This is a genomic window from Bacteroides sp. Ga6A2 (assembly GCF_000702225.1).
GTDB lineage: Bacteria > Bacteroidota > Bacteroidia > Bacteroidales > Bacteroidaceae > Ga6A1.
In genome coordinates this window covers 75,428-93,060 of the sequence record NZ_JNKX01000019.1, presented here as the reverse complement: position 1 = coordinate 93,060, position 17,633 = coordinate 75,428, and the positions used below count along the sequence as shown (strand labels likewise).

The window sequence follows — 17,633 nt, the reverse complement described above, 5'->3', positions numbered from 1 at the left end:
AAACGCAGAACCCCCAGATTGGAACGCGGCTGACAAGGAAGGAAATCCGCCTTTTTAACAGAAGTGGCTGCGCCATGCGACACAGCCACACGAGATAGTACAAAACTGGTGGACGGCACCAGCGACTTCCCTTAGTTGGCTGCAAAGATACAACAAATACAACAATACCGGAAAGAAAAAAGGAAATTTAACCATAGAAAATATACTGCGGCGATACCTGGTCACAAATCAGGTACTAAATCTCATGTGCTAATCCGTTTTCTTTTTCCCTTTTGTTAAAATGTCCTATTTTTCCTATGCAAAATTTGGAAATTAGCACAGAATCTTGCTACCGAAGGGAGTTCGAACGGCAAATTCAGCAGAACGTGAGATGGTTTGTTGTTTTGCATATTATTGTCGTGTTTTTGTTGGAGTTTATGTCTATTGGTCATGTAAAGATTTTTTTTAACATATAATTCTTAAAAAATGTTGGGGCGTAAAATGAAAAAAAAGAAATATATATTGTAAATCATTAGAAAACAAGTAATTTTGCCTCATAAGTAAATTAAATGGTATGATACAAAAAACATTTAATATTTATTGTGACGAAAGTACACACTTGGAGCACGACAGACATCCTTATATGCTATATGGTTATATCAGTATTGCCTCCAATCAAATTAAGATTTGTAAGGAACAGATAAAAGCCATAAAAGCAAAATTTGGTTATAATGGCGAATTAAAGTGGACCAATATTCATGATAAGACGTTTGAAATGTACAAGGAACTTGTAGAGTATTTCTTCATGACTGATATGAATTTCCGTGCTGTAATTGTTGATAAATCTCAAATTGACGAAACACGTCCGGAATACACTTTCAACGACTTTTATTTCCGTATGTATTTTCAACTGCTTCATCATGAGATAGATTTGGAGAACACTTACAATGTATATTTTGATATTAAAGACACGTGTAGTCAGGAGAAGTTACGAAAATTGAAGGACATTCTGAAATGGAATGCTTCTATCAGGAACTTTCAGTTTGTTAGGTCACATGAAAGTTCTTTTCTTCAGTTGGCAGACGTGCTGATGGGGGCGATTAACTATAATCTCAGGATGGAATGCGGTGATATTGAAGGAAAGGTGGTTGCTAAACGTAAGATAGTTGAGCATATCAATAACCATACCAGTATATCCTTGAAACAAACTTCGCCACTGTCCGCAAAGAAATTCAATCTATTTTTCATCACTTTAAAATAGTTTGGATATGCCATTGAATAAACTAAAAAAGTATCCTGAATTGCTGGTCCTTAGCAGTCTTGACGAGAAGTCCCGGACACAATCACTCAGAGGAATCTTTGATAGAGACATCGCTGATAACGAGAATTTCAAATTCATGGGGAAACGCATTTATCCTATCAAGACGGATGGCATCCTTGATATGGATAGAGAGTTTATGCATCTCACTACTGAGGAGATTGAGGAAGTCGATGAGAAAGGTGCTGTGGTTAAAAGTCGTTTATATGATAGTTTTCGTTCTGAGCGTTTGCATTGGATCAAAGCACATACTGATGGTCATGTGAAGGATAGCGACATTGTGGTTTTTAGTGTGGCTGAGCGTAATCAACGTAAGCGTGTGGACGTAGTTCGAACATATATTTACAACAAGACGCGAAAGTATGTCGTCGTTTTTGAACCTCAGACTCGAAATGGTAACTCCTATTACTTGCTGACGGCTTACTACCTCAACAAAAAATATGGTGAGAAGCAGCTGAAAAAGAAACTGGCGGCGAAAATGGATACAGTGCTTTAAATAAACGCAGGGCTCGATATATGTCAAGATATACCGAGCCCCGAAACTCCTTCTGTTTACAGATGAGCGCTGCAAAGTTAACCTTTATTTATGAGAAATGCAAGCAAATAAACATTTTTTATTTGCTTGCATTTCTTATTACTGTTTTACAAAAAATCATCAACGATAAAGTGTTTGTAAAGCGATACACCCTCATTACCAATTATTTCAGATTCTTCATAATCCATTCAAGTTGAACGTGGCGTGTTCGGGTTGAAGTCCAATGTTCGTTGACGGGGGTGATGAGGCTTTCCTTCTTCGAGGTAATAACGTTCCACACAATGTAGCTTGTGGTTGGCGGACAAGTGTTGTCGTTGTAACCCCAAGTAAGGAATATCGGACATTTTAGGATTTTTGCAAAGTTCACAACGTCGTAGTAGGCAAGCGTCTTGACCTTCTGTTCGGTTAGCTGGTTGTTGAAGCCGTGGTTAAGGTGAGGGTAGCCGCCACCGCGATTGTCAAGATATCCTGCCATGTCGCTCAGGGCAGGATGATTGCTTACGCACAGCGTTACATCGGGGCAGAGCGCAGCCGTAACGATGGCGAGCGCGCCGCCTTGGCTTCCGCCCTGAACAATTAGATTCTTGCCGTCCCAGTTAGGCAGCGTCTTGGCATATTCGCAGGCGCGCACACATCCGGCGTAGACCTTGCGCATGTAGTAGTTTTCCTTGCAGTCTATGCCATTTACCAGATAACTGTTGTCGCCGTTGCAGAAGGCAGCCGCAATATCCTTGTAAGTATCCTTGTCAACATCGGGGCGTATGCCGTGAATCTCGAGGTCGAGGCGTATGCAGCCACTCTCGGCATAGAAGATGGTCTTCATTGGGTCCATAGGCTTGATGCCTGCTCCCGGAGGACTGACCACCACCGGATATTTGCCCTCCTTCTTGGGCATGGTGAGATAGCCGTATATACATTGGTTCTTCTTGTAGCATGGTATGCGCACCAGATAGCAGTCAACCTTCTCGCTCGAATATTTGGCGCAGAACTCCTTTGTTACCTTCATAGGCACTTCCGAAGCCTTGTCGAGAGTCTCTTTCCAGAACTGGTCGAAGTCCGATGGCATCTTGGTGTAAGGCTGAAGTTTCTCGGGCGAGAAACCCACCTTGACGTGATGCGTGTATTTCTGTCCGTCAATCTCGGTCTTCAGCACGCAGTCGCGGAATCCCGGCTTCTTCATCGTTCCAATCTCTATTGTAGCCTTGCCGTCTTTCAGCACAATAGAGCCTTTCTTGTCGGCAGGCATACGGTCGCCTCCCAGTTCGTAATCAACCTTAATGCCATCGCACGGCATTCCGAAGCGCAGAAGCTGTACCGAAACCGTTGCCTTCTCGCCAGTCTTGTAAAGCCAGTCGGAGTGCGACGGAACGGTTACCCAGAGCACATCGCTCTGATAAGGATAGTTCTCTGCCGCTGCGCCGAGGCTTAGGCAGACTAATGTTAGTAGAATAGTTAGGAATTTCTTCATTATAATATTTGTTAAAAAAGTTTCTGACTACAAAAATAGCCTTTTGCCACGATATGCAGGTGGTAAAAGAAAGTCAAAATAGTGTAAAATAAAGCCAACAGACTTAATTATCATCAAGATAAGTGCCACAAAAGCGTAAAAAACAGATACATTTATTTTGTATAGCAATCAGTTTGCTGTATCTTTGCAACATTATTCAATAAACTTGCAGAAAAGTGATTTCAGTTGAAAACTTAGAGGTAGAGTTTGCTGCCCGACCATTGTTTCAGAACGTATCGTATGTAATTAACAACAAGGACCGCATTGCCCTTGTTGGCAAGAATGGTGCAGGCAAGAGTACCATGCTCAAGATTTTGGCAGGATTGCAGCTGCCAACCGGAGGCGTGGTGTCTGTTCCGAAAGATACCACCATAGGCTATCTGCCGCAGGTTATGGTGCTGAGCGACGAGCATACCGTTATCGAAGAGGCCGAGCAAGCCTTTGCGCACATAAGCGAGATGCAGGCCAGACTCGAGAAGATGAACAACGAAATGGCAGAGCGTACCGATTACGAGAGCGAGAGTTATGCCAAACTGGTAGAGACATTCACCCACGAGCAGGAACGCTTTCAGATGATGGGCGGAATGAACTATCGCGCCGAGATGGAGCGCACGCTTATCGGTTTGGGTTTCCAACGCTCAGACTTCGACCGCCCTACGAGCGAGTTCAGCGGCGGATGGCGTATGCGCATAGAACTGGCAAAACTGCTTCTGCGCAAGCCCGACGTGCTTCTGCTCGACGAGCCTACCAACCACCTCGACATAGAGAGTATACAATGGCTCGAGAACTTCCTTGCAACACGCGCCAATGCCGTGGTTCTGGTAAGTCACGACCGCGCTTTCATAAACAATGTTACAACACGCACGCTCGAGATTAGCTGCGGACGAATATACGACTACAAGGTAAAGTACGACGAGTATGTGCAGATGCGTGCCGAACGACGCGAGCAGCAGCTCCGTGCCTACGAGAACCAGCAGAAAGAGATTGCCGAGATAAACGATTTTATTGAGCGATTCCGCTACAAGGCAACGAAGGCCGTTCAGGTGCAGAGCCGCATAAAGCAACTCGAAAAGATAATACCTATCGAGGTTGACGAGGTTGACAACTCATCGCTTCACCTTAAATTCCCGGCAGCAAGCCGAAGCGGCGACTATCCGCTCATCTGCGAGGACGTGGCAAAGGCTTACGGCGACCATCAGGTATTCAGCGATGTTAATTTCAGAATAAAGCGAGGCGAGAAGGTGGCTTTCGTTGGAAAGAACGGCGAAGGAAAGTCAACCCTCGTGAAATGCGTGATGGGCGAGATTCCGTTCGACGGACATCTTACCGTGGGACATAACGTGCAACTGGGCTACTTTGCCCAGAATCAGGCGCAGTTGCTCGACGGCGAGATAACCGTATTCGACACGATAGACCGCGTTGCCAAGGGCGACATCAGAACAAAGATTCGCGACATTCTGGGCGCGTTCATGTTTGGCGGCGAGGCATCAGACAAGAAAGTAAAAGTGCTCTCGGGAGGCGAGCGCAGCCGACTGGCTATGATAAAGCTTCTGCTCGAACCCGTGAACTTCCTCATTCTCGATGAGCCTACAAACCACCTCGACATGCGCTCAAAGGACGTGCTGAAAGAGGCTATCAAGGAGTTCGACGGAACGGTTATCGTTGTTAGCCACGACCGCGAGTTCCTCGACGGACTGGTTGACAAAGTCTACGAGTTTGGCGGAGGAAAAGTACGCGAGCATCTTGGAGGCATCTACGACTTCCTTCAGCACAAGAACATCGACAGCCTTCAGCAACTCGAAAAGAACACAACGCTGGCACAGGCAACCGGAACGGCTGCCGCTTCATCATCGGCATCGGCTCAGCCAAGCGAGGGCAAACTAAGCTACGAGGAGCAGAAAGCACAGGCAAAGGTTCTACGCAAACTCGAAAGGGCTGTAGAGGATGCCGAGAAACTTATCGAGAAACTCGAAACCGAACTTGCCGACATCGAGGCAAGGATGTCTACTCCCGAAGGCGCGGCTGACATGCAACTGTGCGCGCAGTACGGCGAACTGAAGAACAAGGTCGATGCCGCCGTTGAGCAATGGGAGAAGGCGAGCGAGGAACTCGAAGAGGCTAAGAACGCGTAAGGAAAAATCATAATTGTAGCATGGCCGGAACAATCGCCCCTCAGAAAAGGCGACCTCCGGTTGTTTAATAACTTTTCTAATATAAAAAAATGAGAGTAAAAAGTTTAATCTTAATGTCATTTGCAGCAACTACAATGGCTTTTGCACAAGACAACTTAAAATCGGGCTTGCGCTTGGAGAATTTCGACAAGAGTGTGCGCCCCGGCGATGACTTCTATGAGTTTGCTTGCGGCGGCTGGATGAAGAACAATCCACTGTCCGACGAGTATTCACGCTACGGCTCTTTCGACAAGATTGCCGAGGACAACCGCAAGCAACTTAACGACCTGATTCTCGAAATCTCTGGCAAGAACAACCAGAAGGGCAGCGTTGCATACAAGATTGCAACCCTCTACAATCAGGTTATGGACAGCACAACGCTTAACAAGAACGGCGTAAAGCCTCTGATGGCCGACCTCAAGCAGATTCGTGCCATCAAGAAGAATACCGAAATCTTCCCGATGATGGTAAAACTTTCGCACAAGGGTATTGGCGGCTACTTCTACACTGGCATCGAGGCCGATATGAAGGACAGCAAGAACAACATCGTGGGCATGGGACAGAGCGGTCTGTCACTTGGTCAGAAAGACTATTATGTTGATACCGACGAGCACACAAAAGAGATAATGACAGCCTTCCGCAAGCACATCGTCAAGATGTTCATGCTTGTTGGCGACAATGAGAAGACTGCCACTCGCAAGATGGAGGACGTTCTCCGCATCGAGACTCGCATCGCTAAGGCTTCTAAGAGCCGTACCGAACTCCGCGACCCTGAAAGCAACTATCACAAGACTGCATATTCAGCCCTGAAGAATGCTTACAAGAACATCGACTTCGACCTTATCTTCAAGTCATGGAAGGTTGAGGCTCCTGAGTTTATCGACCTTGGTCAGCCAGAGCAGATGCTCGAGGTTAACGCCATCCTTCGCGACGAGAAGGTTGAGGCTCAGAAGGCATATCTTGAGTGGCACTACATCGACGAGGCTGCCAACTATCTTACAGACGACATCCGCAAGCAGAACTTCGAGTTCTACGGAAAGACTCTGAGCGGACGCCTTCAGCAGACTCCACGCTGGAAGCGTGCCGTAAGCCTTTGCAGCGGCGTGCTTGGCGAGGCTGTTGGTCAGATGTATGTAGAGAAGTATTTCCCAGCATCTCACAAGGAGCGCATGGTTAACCTCGTAAAGAACCTTCAGGTTGCCCTTGGCGAGCGTATCAAGGCTCAGGACTGGATGAGCGAGGAGACAAAGAAGGTGGCTCTCGACAAGCTTAACAGCTTCTACGTTAAGATTGGTTATCCTGACAAGTGGAGAGACTACTCTCACATGGACATCACAACAGACAAGAGCCTTTGGGAGAACATCATGACTGTTAGCGAGTGCGAGACTGCATACGCCATTGAGAAGAAGTACAACAAGCCTGTTGACCGCGACGAGTGGTTTATGACTCCACAGACAGTAAACGCATACTACAACCCAACAACAAACGAGATTTGCTTCCCTGCCGGAATCCTTCAGTACCCATTCTTCGACATGGAGGCTGATGATGCCTTCAACTACGGAGCAATCGGCGTTGTTATCGGTCATGAGATGACTCACGGATTCGACGATCAGGGTCGTCAGTTCGACAAGGACGGAAACCTTCACGAGTGGTGGGCTACAGGCGATGCCGAGAAGTTCACAGCTCACGTTACTCCGCTTGCCGAGTTCTTCAGCAACATCAACGTACTCGACGACCTGAAGGCTAACGGTAAGCTCACCCTTGGCGAGAACCTTGCCGACCACGGAGGCTTGCAGGTTGCTTATCAGGCATTCCTCAACGCTACAAAGGATGCTCCTCTGAAGGATAAGGACGGCTTCACTCCTGCACAGCGTTTCTTCCTTGCATACGCTACCGTTTGGGCAGGCAACATCCGCGAGGCTGAAATTCGCAAGCGCACAAAGAGCGACCCTCATGCACTTGGCAGATGGCGCGTAAACGGAACTCTTCCACACATCAACTCATGGTACGAGGCATTTGGCGTTAAGGAAGGCGACAAACTGTTCGTTCCAGCCAAGGAGCGCGTAGACATCTGGTAAGTTCTTTTATTTCATCATAACAATGTTCCCCGAATGGAGTTCTGTCGAATTCTTTTCGGGGAACAGTTGTTTTTCTGAGAAACTTTTTTGTAATTTTGCAACTGACGAAAGGTCTTGTTGTAACGACATTCCAAATATTGGTTTGCAACCATTTTTCTGTTGCTTGCAAGTCGGACTGAATATAATAGCGTCACAAACTCATCTAAAATGATATCTCTATGAAAAAAAGTGTTTTGTTTCTTCTTTGCATTTTGTTCTGTTGTTGCTCAACGGCAAGAACTGATAATTATAATGATGGTAAAAAATCGTCATGTGTTACTAAAAAGGTGTGCGAAAATTGCACGATAGAATCAGTACTGTATTTTGAGGCTAAACGTGATAATTTTTATTTGATGCAAGTTCGATTTTATCATTGTCTCTCGATGGAAAAAAGAAAAGAACTTGTAAGGGATGAGGTAATTAAAAGACATCCAATATCTAAAAATCAAACTATATGTATTGATGAGTATCTTGGAAAGAAATACAATGAGTATCGATATGAGATAAATGTAAAAAATATGACTAAGGATGTCACAAAATAACACCAAGTTATAATGGATGTCAGCTTAATTCGAAAGGACTTGGTTATTTTGCTACGCACATTCCGCCAAAGTCGTTATAATACAAATTGCAATGGAACTTTTGTTGTGTATAGATTTTAAGTAAAATGAAAAGATTTTTTTATACGATGTTCTATATTATTCTGTCCGTTTCAGTGAACGGACAGAATATTGTAGAACAGTTAAAAACGTTCAGCCAAAACGCCGATATGGATTGCTATTATAAAATGATAGAAAAGAACGTCAACATATATTTCAAGCAGGAGTATGAACATAGGGGATATTGGGCTTATTGTTCAAATTATAGTAGCATAGAAATATTGAAGGATAGTGGTGGATACAGACTTGCTTCTCATTTGGTCAGTTATTTAACTGGTAAAGATGATATTGTATCGGACACGACCCGAATAGTGCCGATTCTTAGGGTTCAGTTCATAAATACCGATAGGTACAAAGAAGGTGATAATCTGTATGATTATATGTGCTTGGACAGTACTGTTGTTTTTTCTTTGGCAAGTGTAGATCGAAAGAATCGTGTAAAAGCTTATCTGCACTTCTTTAACAGTTATTCGGGGTATATAATACCAAAAGAGGAACCACGATGGTGTGAAAGCCGGAGTGTTTATTATAAGAAAAATGTATTGAATAAAATAAAAGCAAAGAACCCAGATTTGATAATGTCGGCGGTGTTTATAGAAACGCCACATCTTCTTTATGTTAAGGATGGTTTAATCTTCGTATATAATCATGAAAAGGATGTTTCAACAGAACTCAATGAGTATGTCAGAAAAAGGTATAAGAGGGTAAGTCTGCTGAGCGTGGTTAGAATTCCATATATTTATGCAAAATTGATTGGAGAGTTAACAACAACTGGGCATACTCCAAAGGACAGAATAAATTTGTGTCCGTGAAGTTGAAAAATTCTATTCCCTTAATTCCGCAACACAATTGCGCTAACTTGCAATCCTACTTTGTGACGTTTGTAAGTTCAGTAATATTGAAATCAATCAAAATCAGATAACAATGTTCCCCGAATGGAGTTTTTCCCAGAACTCTTTTTCGGGGAATTGTTGTTTTCAGAAATTCATTTTTTGTATATTTGCCACATAAAAACATTAAGATATGAAATTCTGTTGTAGTGCCTTTGAAGGACAGTATTACGTTGGTAATTTTGGATTTCTGAAGATACGTTATTTGTCGAAAATAACTCAGGTGATGGAGGCGTTGGAAGATTCGAACGAGTAAAGTAAATTTATAACGGTGGAGGTGTTTTATTATTGGTAAGAAAGTAATATGTTTCGTTTATTATTTTTTCGTAATAATTTATTCTTTTGGACAAGATATGTATACGGAACAAATAAAGTGGAATGAGCATGTTGAGACTGCTTCCTATATTGATACATGCGATATGGTATTAACGATAAAACAAGAGTATCGTTATAAACCATCTTATACAAAAATGTTAACCAACAGTGAACATTCTTTTTTCTGTATTTTTGTTCCTGTTGGTTCCGGAATTCCAAGTTGGGGAATCTATGTTTATAAAAAAAATGATAATCATTGGGATTTGATTGCAAGAGGGTCTGTGGTAAGGTCTGTTTATGCTCTGACCGCACGGTTTAGTGCCAATAAAGATAAAATTTTATTTTTTACGGTTTCTTCTGGTGCAGATAAGGTTTCACCCGATTTAAAGTCTTTGGTTGATAAAGAGGAAGAAATAGGAGAGTTGTCTCTTTGTAAATTCTAGCATTAAGTAACTTGCAGCCGCCAATTAGTGCGGTTGCCTAAGGAATATCTTTCTAGTGCGGAAATCAAGCAATTAGCAAGCACGCCATACGATAATAATCCTGATGTGTACAGAGCGGGCATGTTTTCCATCTATACACCTTCCACTGCTTCCGGCACACTTTTGCTATGCAGTTGCTGGACAAGGGTGTTGACATTTACACCATTGCTGCACTCCTCGGACATAAGCAAGTGTCAAGCACACAGAACTATGCCAAGATGTCTTCGAAGAAAATGGTTGAGGCAATAATAAAAATGGAATAGTACAATTATGAAAAAAATCGGCGGTAATTTTAGTTTACTGCCGATTATACAGTTCATATATAAAGAACTACTCTAACGTTGGTTGAAGACTTAAACGGTACTCGCTAGGCGACTGGCCGAGATGCTTGGTGCAGTAACGGCTGAAATAGGAAAGAGACGTGAAGTTCATAAGTTCTGCTATCTGAGTGAGGGACAGGCGTTCATCATTCAGATAGTCTTTTAATATAGGTATAGTATGACGGTCGATGTATGAGGTTACACTATGTCCCGTCACGCGTTTAATGGTGGCCGAAAGATATTTGGGCGATACGTTCAGACGCTCGGCATAGTAGCTCACATCACGCTCTGTTCGGCTGATGCCAGTAGCAAGCAGAGCCATGAGTTGCTTCACGATGTAGGCTGTGCGGTCAGTATGGGTATCTGTGACATCACGCTGGGCATGGGCTTCGAAGATGTCGTACATCATCGTCAGGCAGAGGCTGCCCATCAGTTCGCGATGGAACAGCAAGTGACAGTTGTCCATGCGGTCACGAAGACGATGGAAGTCATCCTGCAGATGTCGTGCTTGTTCATCCGTCAGTTTGATGACAGGGTCTTGGTTCAGCGAGATACTGCCACCGATGCTGTAGTTGTTCGATGGCAGCAGGTTCTGTAGGAACTTGTAATCGGCGGCAAACCACTCCACCTGCAAGTCAGTATGTCCCGCAAGGTTTCTTACTCTATCGGGCATCGGTATCACAACCAAGTCGTTTTTGATAATGTGGTAGCAATGCTCGTTGAACACAAAACTTGCCTCACCTGCCAAGCAAAGCAGATGCATGCAGGTGTGGCTCAACTCATTGGAATTCATTCCATAGAAGTCTGTGGAATATTGAAAATCTGCTTTCATTTCGTTCTCTTTGGACTGCGAAGATACTCACTATTTATGATAAAAACGAATGGTTTCTGCAAAAAGTGAAAATCGTGGTGCAATTAGTGAAACAAACATATCATAAAATCACCGTAACTTTGCAGCGTGATTCAGAATCACACTGCGAAGATGCTCACGCTCGGCATAACTTAAACGAGTTTAGTTCTGCCCTCGCTTAATCGCATCATTGCACCCGGAATATAAACATTAAACATTTAAAGTTATGGAATATCCAAAAGGTTATGTTTTTGAATTGATGGCGAATGGCGGTCCTACTGATATCAGGGAGCCATATTTCATGGAGGCCATAGATGAGATGATGCGTTCACGTGTGTTGTGTGCAAAGGCTAATGCAAAGATGCCTGACGACCCTTCTTACGTGGAAGAACTGGAAGAACTGTTTGGGCGCAAGCTGGACGATGTGAGAATCCTCACACCCTTCATCTGCGACTTCGGCAATAGGGTGAAGATGGGTAAAGGAGTGTTTATCAACCACTCAGCAATACTCAGTGCATCAGGTGGTATAGAGTTTGAGGACGGTGTACAGGTTGCCCCAGGAATAAGAATAGCGACTATCAACCACGACTTCAATGAGCGTCACACTAAGTACACCTACGGCAAGGTGACCATCAAAAAGAATGCCTGGATAGGCATGAATGTTACGATATGTCCGGGGGTGACCATCGGCGAAAATGCTGTTGTGGCAGCAGGCGCGGTAGTTACAAAGGATGTTGCTCCCAACACCATTGTTGGCGGCAATCCTGCAAAGTTTATAAAGAGTATATAAAATGAATATTAAGAGCATTTTTATAGCCGCAGTAGCATTGCTCGCATCTACGGCATGCAGCGGTGGAGCAAAACAGGAGAAAGTTATGGCAAAGGACGGAAAGGCATTGGTGGTGTTCTTCTCGCATGCGGGAGACAACTACGCAGTAGGAAACATTGAGGTGGGCAACACGAAGATTGTGGCAGACTACATCACAGACTTGACGGGTGCGGAGCAGTTTGAAATCGTTACTCACAAGTATGACGGCATGGCCTACAACCCGCTCATCAAACTGGCGCAGGAAGAAGCAAGGAACGGCGAGCTGCCCGAGTATGAGGGCGACATTGATTTGTCAAAGTACGATACGGTGTTCATTGGTGGACCTGTATGGTGGGGAACCTATCCGCAAGTGATGTTCACCTTCTTCAAGAAACACGCCAACGACTTGAAGGGTAAGACCGTCATTCCTTTCACCACCCATGAAGGTAGTGGGCTGGCTAACTGCGTGGAGGACGTGAAGGAAGCCTTTCCTGGAGCCAACGTCACAAAAGGCTTCAGCATCTACGGTCACGAAGTGCGCACAGAAAAAGCGAAAGTGGAGAAATGGATTAATGGATTGAAATAATATGGAGTACATTACATTATCAAACGGTGTCAAGATGCCGACATTGGGCTACGGTGTGTTTCTCGTAAGCCCTGAAGAGTGTGAGCGTTGCGTGAGTGATGCATTAAGTGTAGGCTATCGCCTGATTGATACGGCACAGGCCTACCAGAATGAGGAGGGCGTTGGCAATGCCTGGCGCAAGAGTGGTATCAAGCGCGAGGATCTATTCCTTGTAACAAAGGTATGGATTTCAAACAATGGTGAAGAAAAGGCTGCCAAGAGCATCGATGAGAGTCTGCGCAAGTTGCAGACAGACTATATCGACCTGCTGCTCATCCATCAGGCCTATGGTGACGTGTTCGGCACATGGCGGGCTATGGAGAAGGCCTATCGTGCAGGCAAGGTGCGTGCCATCGGTGTGAGCAACTTCCAGGCAGGCCGTTTCTTCGACTTCGCACACTACGTGGAGCTGAAGCCTATGGTGAACCAGCTGGAGTGCAACACGCTTTCTCAGCAGACTGGAATTGAGCCGATTCTTGGCGAGTTTGGCACTAAAATGATGGCATGGTATCCACTCGGTGGACAAGGAACAGACGGCATTGTGAAGAACGAACTGCTGACTACTATCGGTGCCAAGTATAATAAGACTGCCGCTCAGGTCGCTCTCCGTTGGCTCACCCAGCGTGGCATCGTGGCTATTCCTAAGTCGAGCCATAAGGAGCGCATGGCGCAGAATATCGACATATTTGACTTCTCGCTGAGTGACGATGATATGGCTCAGATTGCCAAGATGAACCAGCACGACACGGGCACCATCAACTTCGGTGACCCACAGTTCGTGAAATACTTAATTGAAACATACGGTTAAGTGAGGGCAGAATCATGCTTGCATGAATTCTGCTGAGCGTGAGTATGTTCGACGAAGTCAAAATTACGGATAATAAAAAAAACAACTATGTTAGGAAACTTTTCTTATTAAGTAATCAAAAATATTTGTAACAAAAAAGAGTTTCCATGATAACGTGTTCGAGTACAGACCGTAAGGCTTGGACTTATGGGCTTGAGGGTGTGTCAAAATGTAGTTTCAAGAGAAAAAGAATTCCAAACGATTCAATTTTGGCTGCTTTAATTCGACGAATTGGATATTTACAACGATGAAAATTGAAGAATTCTTTACACTCACTAATGAGACTCTATTTTGACACACCCTCGTACCTTGGACGTACCTTCCCCGAACTCTGAATCATGTTGAATCTACCTTAACAAAATCTTTCAATTCTCTCTTTGCAACTTTCAACTCTTCATTGTAAACTGCCAATTCAGAATTGTCAATTAAAGAAAAAAATGTATATTTGCACCTCGTAAATCGCTTATAAATAACAACAAATAAAACAAAAAATGGAAGCAAATAGTTTAAATTCTTTAAGTCAGGAAAGGCTTACTCCGGCGCAGGCCTACAATATTGGCGATGTTATTGCCTACAAAGTAAAATCAAACTATACAAGTTATTGCGAACTGATAGATGAGCAGACAGGCATAACGTCGTATCTTCAGGGAACGTCGAAACTTGTCTTGTCGAAAGGACAGATAGTAAAATGCCGCATTCTGGCAATAAGCGAAAAACATCCAAAGATAGAACTCGTAGACATCAGCGACTTTGAACAGAATAACGACAGCCTTTCGGAAGAAAAACTTACCGACTTGCTTTCGGAAAGAGAAGTGTCGTGGAACACCAAGGACTTTATAAAACTGCTTTTAACCGAGGAGAAGGAGAAATCGTTTGAGGCGCAATGTCACCGCTGGATTCAGAGCCTGCTAAACAAAAAAATATCTTTGCAGACAGTAAGGAAAGACTGTTCAGATTTGCTCGAACTGTCCGAACTCCTTAATATTTGCAGCATAAACGAAAGAGACTTTTATCAGGAACGGTTGTCGCTATTGATAGAGCAGATGGATTATTACATCTTTGCTACCGAACTTATCAGAAACGAGGCTACCGAAGAATCTGTAGACACTCCGTCGTGCTTCATCGACAACCTGTTCGAAAAACTACGCGTGTCGGGATTCGTATATCAGCCAAACAGAAAATTCAACATCCTTTCTTGCCTGTTCCTGTGCAAGCCCGATTTGATGAAGCACCGCATAAAGGAACTGCTCGATATCATCTGCCAGAAAGACATACATATATGGGAGCGCGAGCCTTTTTGCAGCGCGCTTATAAAGCTGCTCGAACTTTATGTAAGAGAGTGCGACAGCAAGATTGACAAGATAAAAGACAACCGAGGGATTATAGACAACAACATGCTTGCGCTGGCCGTCCAACTGAAACTTATGGAAAAGTCGGGCGAATCGGGCATTGCCGACTATCGCCTGAATGCCGCAAGACTGTGCGTGCTGTCGTCTTACCTGTATTCTATCAGACCCGAAAAGTTTATCAATGCAGCATACTACAATCTGTTCCATTCAAAGGCCAAGTTCCCGGCATATTCAATTCAGAACGTCAGTACTCTGCCAAACTATATATTCAATCTTCCGTGTGGAAACATAGACACGATAAACTCCTTTTCGCGCGGAAACGGCCGACTGCTTGTCTCGGGCGAAGGAATACATTTGTTGGCTGCTGCCGAGAACGATAATCTCCACCCCGTGTTCCCTACAAAACTCGGACTGTGGAAGAACCTGCAAGTATTTCTGTCTTCGCGAACAGAAACAAGCCTCTCTTCGATAAAGGCAAACGACATAACGCCATATCAGTATGTGTGGGCCGAGATTGAACAGGAACTGTTTGATGTAAAGAAAAAAAACGTTGCCATTGCGCGCAACTCAAAAAAACGACATCGCGTAGACGAGACCGTAAGGATAACCTTCACGGGGCAGGACGAGTTTGACAGAAACAAATACTATTGCCAGATTGAAGACGAGATAGGCGGCAACGGATATATCTACGTAAGCGACATCGTGGCCTATTCGGTTTCTACATCGCTTCGCCACTTCTATACGGCAGACGGCAGCCGCCTTGTTTTTCAGGCACAGATTATCGGCGAGGAAGACGAACTGTTCCATTTCTCGATGGTCGACGACCTGAAGAACTACTTCTCTAATGATTATTACACCTTCGACGAGGATATTATCTGCTCGGTAGGCGGAAAACCAAACAAGTACGGAATGTCGCCAGCCATAACGCGCGAGGGCGTGAGCGTGAGCCTCAGAAACGCAAGTGAGTTCGAGGGCATCGACAAGAACAGCATCGTAGTCTGCCGCCTTAACGGAGCAGGAACGGGCACGTTCCACATATCGTGCGACATTGTCGATACATATTTCTACGAGTTCGACCTGAACACCGCCTTCAAAAGACTAATGGAAGAATGTTGCGTAGACAAGATTTCGAAGACTATAACACAGCAGGAAGAAGAGCAAATTCTGAAGAGCGACAAACTTATTGATGAGGCCTATGTAAAGGAAGTAATCTACATGATAGACCGAATGGCTCAGATTGATTCGGAATATGTAAAGTCGTTCAACTATCTTGGCTTTGCCCGCGTTTTGTGCCTGCTGATAGGATGGGAGTCTCAGGCGGCATACTACAAAGGTCGAATGGATATCATAGCCATGCTGCACGATTTTGCAACAAACTCAAAGGTAGATGAGGAAAAACTCGTTCAGTTGGAGAATGCCAATGCCGAACTCTTCAGCAACAACGTGGTTCTGAAAGAGAAGTTCATGCAGTTGCAGATTGTAAGTTTTATGGACAAGGCAGAGCACAACGCCAGCCTGTTCGAACTTGCCAACAGCAACCCTTCGCTTAATAATCTGGCATCGCTCGTCTTGGCATACAACATAACAAAGGCAAACAAACTGGAGACGTGTGCAACCGATATCCACAACAAGATAATCACGCTCCTCAACCTTAAAGGTGGCGAGACAGGACTGAAGCTCTATGGCTCGGGCGAGGAAACCGAGGAGGTTGAGTATAAGACAAGCATCGTTTTCTGTGCCGAAAGCATGCAGCCCGACCACGAAAAGCAGATGGACGAGATTCTGAAGGTTGTCGATTCGTTCTTCAACACAAGAGGCGGAGTGCTTTATATCGGCGTAAACAACTTTGGCTATGGCGTTGGCGTTGAGGACGACTTGAACAATCCTCTGTTCTATGGCGACAAAGACAAGTATATCCGCGCCATTGTCGATGCTATTGCCATTAAATGGGGCAACGACATCGCTACGACATACATAAAGAAAATAGATTTCGACAGGGAGAATACCGAAAAAGATGTGCTGGCTGTCGAAATACTGCCTGTTCCGTCGGGCTTGCCTTACAACGACATGTGGTATGTGCGTAAGGCAGGAAGCAAGAGAAAACTTACGGCAGAGCAGTTTGCCGAATATCAGCGTGTAAGCCGAATCATGGTTCAGCCAGCAGACGAGCCGCTAAAAATTGTGCCCGAAGAACCTGCCGAGCAGGCTCAGGATGCTGTAAGCGTGTCAAAACCGTTCATAAGTTCTAAAGACGATGAGGTTCGCACAAGCCGCATCAGGAAAAACGTGCTTGTTGACTACGAAGACCCCGACAACTATGTTGAGCCGATAGCCCTGTTCAAGTTCCTAAGCGGCAACAAGTTCAAGAAAATAGACAGTTATGACTACGACGAGAACTCTCTGCTTACGCTTGCCGTTAAGGACGACGAGGTGAAAGGCTATCTGGTTCTTGGCTACGAAAACGGTCATGTGGTGAAAATCCCGGTAGTGGAACTGCTCGAATATACATCGAGAGAATATTCAAGAAATTCCGAAAGTAAACTTGTTTACGCTTCTTTGGCTCAGAAAGACGATGCCGTTCTTACAATATCAAAAGAAGACAAGGCGCGTCCGCGCGTGCTTATGCGTGCCGACAGCTTGTCTAATTTCGAGGAAACGCGACTCATGGACGGCGGCGAACTTCCTTACAACGAAGGTCTGATGGGCGAGATTCTTGCCTACGAAGTTATTCCGGCCAAGTTCGTTGCCGAGTTCGAAGGTGTGCTCAACAAGCCGAAGACATCGCTCGGCTATCCCGACAACGCTCTCAATTCGGGAATTATCAACAGACTTCACGAATGGGGAATTCGTGAAATCTAACA

At 44.7% G+C, this 17,633-nt stretch carries 14 protein-coding genes and 1 pseudogene; 13 read left to right on the top strand and 2 right to left on the bottom strand.

The annotated features are described in order from the left end of the window. Window positions 1–556 precede the first annotated feature (556 nt). Window positions 557–1,240 (top strand): DUF3800 domain-containing protein, encoded by a 684-nt coding sequence (locus T538_RS0106880; protein ID WP_031532761.1) that lies wholly within the window; start codon window positions 557–559, stop codon window positions 1,238–1,240. Window positions 1,241–1,247: 7 nt separating this feature from the next. Next, window positions 1,248–1,793 (top strand): hypothetical protein, encoded by a 546-nt coding sequence (locus T538_RS0106875; protein WP_031532762.1) that lies wholly within the window; start codon window positions 1,248–1,250, stop codon window positions 1,791–1,793. 202 nt (window positions 1,794–1,995) lie between these two features. Here the strand turns inward: T538_RS0106875 and T538_RS0106870 are convergent, their stop codons facing one another. Next, complete coding sequence (locus T538_RS0106870) at window positions 1,996–3,300, bottom strand: acetylxylan esterase (protein WP_031532763.1); 1,305 nt, start codon at window positions 3,298–3,300, stop codon at window positions 1,996–1,998. Between the two features lie 215 nt (window positions 3,301–3,515). Here T538_RS0106870 and T538_RS0106865 point away from each other — a divergent pair, with 215 nt between their 5' ends. From T538_RS0106865 to T538_RS18025, 7 genes are all read left to right on the top strand, one after another. Beyond that, window positions 3,516–5,471 (top strand): ABC-F family ATP-binding cassette domain-containing protein, encoded by a 1,956-nt coding sequence (locus tag T538_RS0106865; RefSeq protein ID WP_031532764.1) that lies wholly within the window; start codon window positions 3,516–3,518, stop codon window positions 5,469–5,471. Window positions 5,472–5,560: 89 nt separating this feature from the next. After that, window positions 5,561–7,588: a M13 family metallopeptidase gene (locus T538_RS0106860; RefSeq protein ID WP_031532765.1), complete on the top strand. Its 2,028-nt coding sequence runs from the start codon at window positions 5,561–5,563 to the stop codon at window positions 7,586–7,588. A 422-nt stretch (window positions 7,589–8,010) separates the two neighbouring features. Beyond that, window positions 8,011–8,169, top strand: coding sequence for a hypothetical protein (locus T538_RS18360; RefSeq protein WP_155993047.1), 159 nt, complete (start codon window positions 8,011–8,013; stop codon window positions 8,167–8,169). A 245-nt stretch (window positions 8,170–8,414) separates the two neighbouring features. Further along, window positions 8,415–9,098, top strand: coding sequence for a hypothetical protein (locus T538_RS0106850; RefSeq protein ID WP_155993045.1), 684 nt, complete (start codon window positions 8,415–8,417; stop codon window positions 9,096–9,098). A gap of 211 nt (window positions 9,099–9,309) precedes the next feature. Continuing rightward, window positions 9,310–9,432, top strand: a complete 123-nt coding sequence (locus T538_RS19125; RefSeq protein ID WP_255347261.1) for a hypothetical protein — start codon at window positions 9,310–9,312, stop codon at window positions 9,430–9,432. 97 nt (window positions 9,433–9,529) lie between these two features. Beyond that, window positions 9,530–9,934 carry a hypothetical protein gene (locus tag T538_RS0106840; RefSeq protein ID WP_031532768.1) on the top strand — a complete coding sequence of 135 codons (405 nt, stop codon included), beginning with the start codon at window positions 9,530–9,532 and terminating at the stop codon, window positions 9,932–9,934. Window positions 9,935–10,101: 167 nt separating this feature from the next. Continuing rightward, on the top strand, window positions 10,102–10,236 hold the full coding sequence (locus T538_RS18025) for a tyrosine-type recombinase/integrase (protein WP_081834888.1): 135 nt from the start codon (window positions 10,102–10,104) through the stop codon (window positions 10,234–10,236). A 67-nt stretch (window positions 10,237–10,303) separates the two neighbouring features. On the opposite strand, the gene T538_RS0106830 is transcribed toward T538_RS18025, so the two are convergent. Next, complete coding sequence (locus T538_RS0106830; protein WP_031532770.1) at window positions 10,304–11,125, bottom strand: helix-turn-helix domain-containing protein; 822 nt, start codon at window positions 11,123–11,125, stop codon at window positions 10,304–10,306. Between the two features lie 244 nt (window positions 11,126–11,369). On the opposite strand from T538_RS0106830, the pseudogene T538_RS19170 reads away from it, so the two are divergent. The 4 genes and pseudogenes from T538_RS19170 to T538_RS0106810 all read left to right on the top strand — a co-directional run. Then, window positions 11,370–11,924, top strand: a pseudogene (locus T538_RS19170) (DapH/DapD/GlmU-related protein); the annotation flags it as partial. A 10-nt stretch (window positions 11,925–11,934) separates the two neighbouring features. After that, window positions 11,935–12,537 carry a flavodoxin gene (locus T538_RS0106820; protein WP_031532772.1) on the top strand — a complete coding sequence of 201 codons (603 nt, stop codon included), beginning with the start codon at window positions 11,935–11,937 and terminating at the stop codon, window positions 12,535–12,537. 1 nt (window position 12,538) lies between these two features. Next, complete coding sequence (locus tag T538_RS0106815) at window positions 12,539–13,384, top strand: aldo/keto reductase (protein WP_031532773.1); 846 nt, start codon at window positions 12,539–12,541, stop codon at window positions 13,382–13,384. Window positions 13,385–13,914: 530 nt separating this feature from the next. Then, window positions 13,915–17,631, top strand: a complete 3,717-nt coding sequence (locus tag T538_RS0106810) for an AlbA family DNA-binding domain-containing protein (RefSeq protein WP_031532774.1) — start codon at window positions 13,915–13,917, stop codon at window positions 17,629–17,631. The last annotated feature ends 2 nt before the right edge of the window (window positions 17,632–17,633 follow it).

Coding starts and splice junctions, on each gene's coding strand:
- T538_RS0106875 (WP_031532762.1), top strand. CDS start 1,248: ATGCCATTGAATAAACTAAAAAAGTATCCTGAATTGCTGGTCCTTAGC.
- T538_RS0106870 (WP_031532763.1), bottom strand. CDS start 3,300: ATGAAGAAATTCCTAACTATTCTACTAACATTAGTCTGCCTAAGCCTC.
- T538_RS0106860 (WP_031532765.1), top strand. CDS start 5,561: ATGAGAGTAAAAAGTTTAATCTTAATGTCATTTGCAGCAACTACAATG.
- T538_RS18360 (WP_155993047.1), top strand. CDS start 8,011: ATGGAAAAAAGAAAAGAACTTGTAAGGGATGAGGTAATTAAAAGACAT.
- T538_RS0106850 (WP_155993045.1), top strand. CDS start 8,415: ATGATAGAAAAGAACGTCAACATATATTTCAAGCAGGAGTATGAACAT.
- T538_RS19125 (WP_255347261.1), top strand. CDS start 9,310: ATGAAATTCTGTTGTAGTGCCTTTGAAGGACAGTATTACGTTGGTAAT.
- T538_RS0106840 (WP_031532768.1), top strand. CDS start 9,530: ATGTATACGGAACAAATAAAGTGGAATGAGCATGTTGAGACTGCTTCC.
- T538_RS18025 (WP_081834888.1), top strand. CDS start 10,102: ATGCAGTTGCTGGACAAGGGTGTTGACATTTACACCATTGCTGCACTC.
- T538_RS0106830 (WP_031532770.1), bottom strand. CDS start 11,125: ATGAAAGCAGATTTTCAATATTCCACAGACTTCTATGGAATGAATTCC.
- T538_RS0106820 (WP_031532772.1), top strand. CDS start 11,935: ATGAATATTAAGAGCATTTTTATAGCCGCAGTAGCATTGCTCGCATCT.
- T538_RS0106815 (WP_031532773.1), top strand. CDS start 12,539: ATGGAGTACATTACATTATCAAACGGTGTCAAGATGCCGACATTGGGC.
- T538_RS0106810 (WP_031532774.1), top strand. CDS start 13,915: ATGGAAGCAAATAGTTTAAATTCTTTAAGTCAGGAAAGGCTTACTCCG.